The 3,530-nt window shown below is 73.9% G+C and carries 4 protein-coding genes; all 4 read left to right on the top strand.

Annotation, left to right across the window (positions count from 1 at the left end; all coding sequences use genetic code 11):
• Positions 1-63 precede the first annotated feature (63 nt).
• Positions 64-1,389 carry a GTPase HflX gene (hflX, locus tag AC1MIR_RS04290; protein ID WP_480027059.1) on the top strand — a complete coding sequence of 442 codons (1,326 nt, stop codon included), beginning with the start codon at positions 64-66 and terminating at the stop codon, positions 1,387-1,389.
• Entirely contained in the window at positions 1,386-2,222 is an 837-nt protein-coding gene (locus tag AC1MIR_RS04285; protein WP_480026933.1) for an inositol monophosphatase family protein, read from the top strand. The genes hflX and AC1MIR_RS04285 overlap by 4 nt, the downstream gene beginning before the upstream one ends.
• Positions 2,223-2,405: 183 nt before the next feature.
• A complete protein-coding gene (greB, locus tag AC1MIR_RS04280; RefSeq protein ID WP_480027058.1) occupies positions 2,406-2,870 on the top strand; it encodes a transcription elongation factor GreB in 465 nt (154 codons plus the stop codon).
• Positions 2,871-2,962: 92 nt separating this feature from the next.
• Positions 2,963-3,530 (top strand): hypothetical protein (locus AC1MIR_RS04275; RefSeq protein WP_480026932.1); only part of this gene is annotated, 568 nt, incomplete at its 3' end.

The following is a 3,530-nucleotide window of genomic DNA, read 5'->3' as shown; positions in this document are numbered from 1 at the left end:
CGCCCGCCGCCGGCGCGGAGGCATCGCCGGGCCGTGAAGGCCGGCTGACGCTGGGGGCGAACCCTGTCGGGCGCGGCGAATAGCAACGAGAAGAAGGGCGAGGAGAAGGGGCCGACACGGGCCGCCGTCATCCTGCCCCATGAGCGTGCCGGCCGCGGCGACGGCGCCGGGGCGCGCGCGGCCGAGGCGCGGCTGGCCGAAGCGGTCGGCCTCACCGCCTCGATCGGCCTGACCATCGTTCACAGCGCGATCCATCCGCTGCGCGCGATGCGGCCTTCCACGCTGCTCGGCGAAGGCCAGGTCGGCATGGTGAAGGAGGCGGTGGAGCGCCATGGCGTCGCCGTGGTGGTGGTGGATGCCGCGCTGAGCCCGGTGCAGCAGCGCAACCTGGAGCGCGCCTGGGGCTGCAAGGTCATCGACCGCACCGGCCTGATCCTGGAGATCTTCGGGGAGCGCGCGGCCACCAAGGAAGGCGCGCTGCAGGTCGAGCTCGCGCATCTCGACTACCAGCGCACGCGGCTGGTGCGCAGCTGGACCCACCTGGAGCGCCAGCGCGGCGGCTTCGGCTTCCTCGGCGGTCCCGGCGAATCGCAGATCGAGATCGACCGACGCCTGATCGGCGAGCGCATCGTGAAGCTCAAGAAGGAGCTGGAGCAGGTGCGCCGCACGCGCGGCCTGCACCGTCGCGCGCGGGAGCGCGTGCCCTATCCGGTGGTCGCGCTCGTCGGCTACACGAATGCGGGCAAGTCCACGCTGTTCAACGCGCTGACCGGCGCCGGCGTCTATGCGCAGGACCAGCTCTTCGCGACGCTCGATCCCACCATGCGCGCGATCCGGCTGCCCTCCGGCCGCACGGTGATCCTCTCCGACACGGTCGGCTTCATCAGCGAGCTGCCGACGCAGCTCGTCGAGGCCTTCCGCGCGACGCTCGAGGAAGTGGCGGCGGCCGACATCATCCTCCATGTCCGCGACGCCGCGCATCCCGACACCGCCGCGCAGCGCGCCGATGTGCTGGGCGTGCTGGCCGAGATGGCGGAAGGCCCTAACGCCGCGCTCGATGCCGACTGGCCCTCCCGCGTCGTCGAGGTGCTCAACAAGGCCGACCTGATGGGCGGCGTCGAGGCCGTGCCGCAGCTGCCGGGCGCCATCGCCGTCTCCGCGCTGACCGGCGACGGGCTGGAGCAACTGCGCGCCGCGCTGGATGAAAGGCTCGCCGCGGGGATGGAGACGGCGGAGTTCCGCCTCGCCCCCACCGACGGCGCCGGCATCGCCTGGCTCTACGAGCATGGCGAGGTGATCGCGCGCGAGGATGCGGAGGAGGCGATCCGCCTGACGGTTCGCCTCTCGCCCGCCAACCGCGCGCGCTTCGAGCAGCGCACCGCCTCGTGAAGCCCGGCCGTGCCCAGGCCAGCGAGGTCGCGGCCCTGCTGCGCGATGCGGCGCGCGCGGAGATCATGCCGCGCTTCCGCCGCCTCGCCCCCGATGCGGTGCGCGCCAAGACCGGGCCACTCGACCTGGTGACGGAGGCGGACGAGGCGGCGGAGCGCGTGATCGAAGCCGGCCTCGCGCGCCTCTTTCCCGGCTGCGTCGTGGTGGGGGAGGAGAGCGCATCGGCCGATCCCGCGATGCTCGATCGCCTGGCGCAGGCGGATTGCGCCTTCGTCGTGGACCCGGTGGACGGCACGGCGAATTTCGCCGCCGGCGTGCCGCTCTTCGGCTGCATGGCCGCGATGTTTTTGGGCGGCGAGGTTGTCGCGGGCTGGATCCACGATCCGCTCGGCGACGACACCGCGATCGCGCTGCGCGGGGAAGGGGCCTGGGTGGAGGATTCCGCCGGCGCGACGCATGGCGCCATGCGGGTCGCGGCGCCGGTGCCGATCTCGCGCATGGTCGGCGCGGTGTCCTGGAACTGGATGCCGGAGCCGCTGCGCAGCCAGGTGCCGGGCCGCCTGCCGCGCCTTGCCGCCGCCATCGCCTATCGCTGCGCCGCGCATGAGTATCGCCTGGTCGCCGGCGGGCATGCGCATCTGCTGGTGTACAACCGCCTGCTGCCCTGGGACCACGCGCCCGGCTGGCTGCTGCATGCCGAGGCCGGGGGCTATTCGGCGCGCTTCGACGGCAAGCCCTACGACCCCGCGCGCCATCGCAGCGGCGGCCTCATCTGCGCCCCTGACCGTGCAAGCTGGGAAGCGATCATGGACGCACTGATCCGCGGTGCCTGATGTGTTGGCCGCCTCATGCGCCGGCGCCCCCTCCGGGGGCCTGGCTTGCGCGCCACGCGGCGCGGCGGCCATTCGGCCGCGCGCCCGCCATCGGCGGGCGCAGGTCGCTCCGTGACATCGCAGGCTGACGAGGATGACGAGGAGGAAGGCCCGCCCGGCCTGCCGCCCGGCACGCCCTTCTACATGACGCCCGCCGGCGCGACGGCGCTGCGCGAGGAGCTGCGCCGGCTTTGGGAGGAGGAGCGGCCGAAGGTGGTGGAGGTCGTCTCCTGGGCCGCGGGTCTCGGCGACCGGTCGGAGAACGCCGACTACCAGTATGGCAAGCGCCGCCTGCGCGAGATCGACCGCCGCGTCCGCTTCATCCGCAAGCGGCTGGAGCGCGTGCAGGTGGTGGACCCCGCGGCGCAGTCGAAGCGCGACCAGGTCTTCTTCGGCGCGACGGTCACCTATTGGCGCGCATCCGACGATGCGGAGGTGACGGTCACCATCGTCGGCGTGGACGAGGCCGATGCGGATGCGGGCCGCATCTCCTGGGTCGCGCCGGTCGCGCGCGCGCTGCTCGGCGCGCGCATCGGCGACAGCCGGCGCCTGCGCACGCCCGCCGGCGCCGAGGAGATCGAGGTGGTCGCCATCGCCTATCCCGGCTGACGCGGGCGCTCGCAGCGGCATATCAATCGTGCGACGATGCGCGCATGCTGGGCTGCCACGGCGCACAGGCCGGGAGACGAGGAGGGCAGGCCATGCGTCGGATCGTCATCATACTCTCGCTGTTCCTGCTCGGCAGCCTGCCCGCCCTGGCACAGGTCCCGGGGAGCGTGCAGCGGAACCAGCGGGAAGCGGAGGCGGATTGCCGCTCGGCCGGCGGGCGCCCGGCCGTGATGCCGGCCTTCCAGGCCCAGCTCGACCTCAACGGCGACGGCCAGCCCGACTATGTCCAGGACTATACCGGGCTCGATTGCCAGGGCGCGGCCTCCTTCTTCTGCGGCTCGGCGGGATGCCCGCTCGTGATCTTCCTCTCGCCCGCCTACCGCGCGGAGCCGCTCGGCCATTCGCAGAGCTGGACCGTGGACCGCACCCGGACCCCGCCGGTCATGGTGCTTTCGCTGCACGGCTCCTCCTGCGGCCGGGTCGGGGCCGACACCTGCGAAGTGCGGCTCGCCTGGAATGGGCGGGAGATGGCGCGCGTCGGCGCCGGAACGCGGCCGCCCCGCGTGGCGGCGCCCCCCCCCCCCCCCGCGCCCCCGGGGGGGCCCCGGGGCGCCGCGGCGCCCGGGGCGGCCCCCCGGCCGGGCGGGGGGGCGCCAGGGC

Source organism: Falsiroseomonas sp. RANM36, from assembly GCF_056682175.1.
Note: the sequence above shows the minus strand (reverse complement) of the source record. Positions and strands in the feature narration are given on the sequence as shown.

Bases quoted from the DNA above. Each gene is read 5' to 3' on its own strand.
- greB (WP_480027058.1), top strand. From the start codon at position 2,406: ATGACGCCCGCCGGCGCGACGGCGCTGCGCGAGGAGCTGCGCCGGCTT.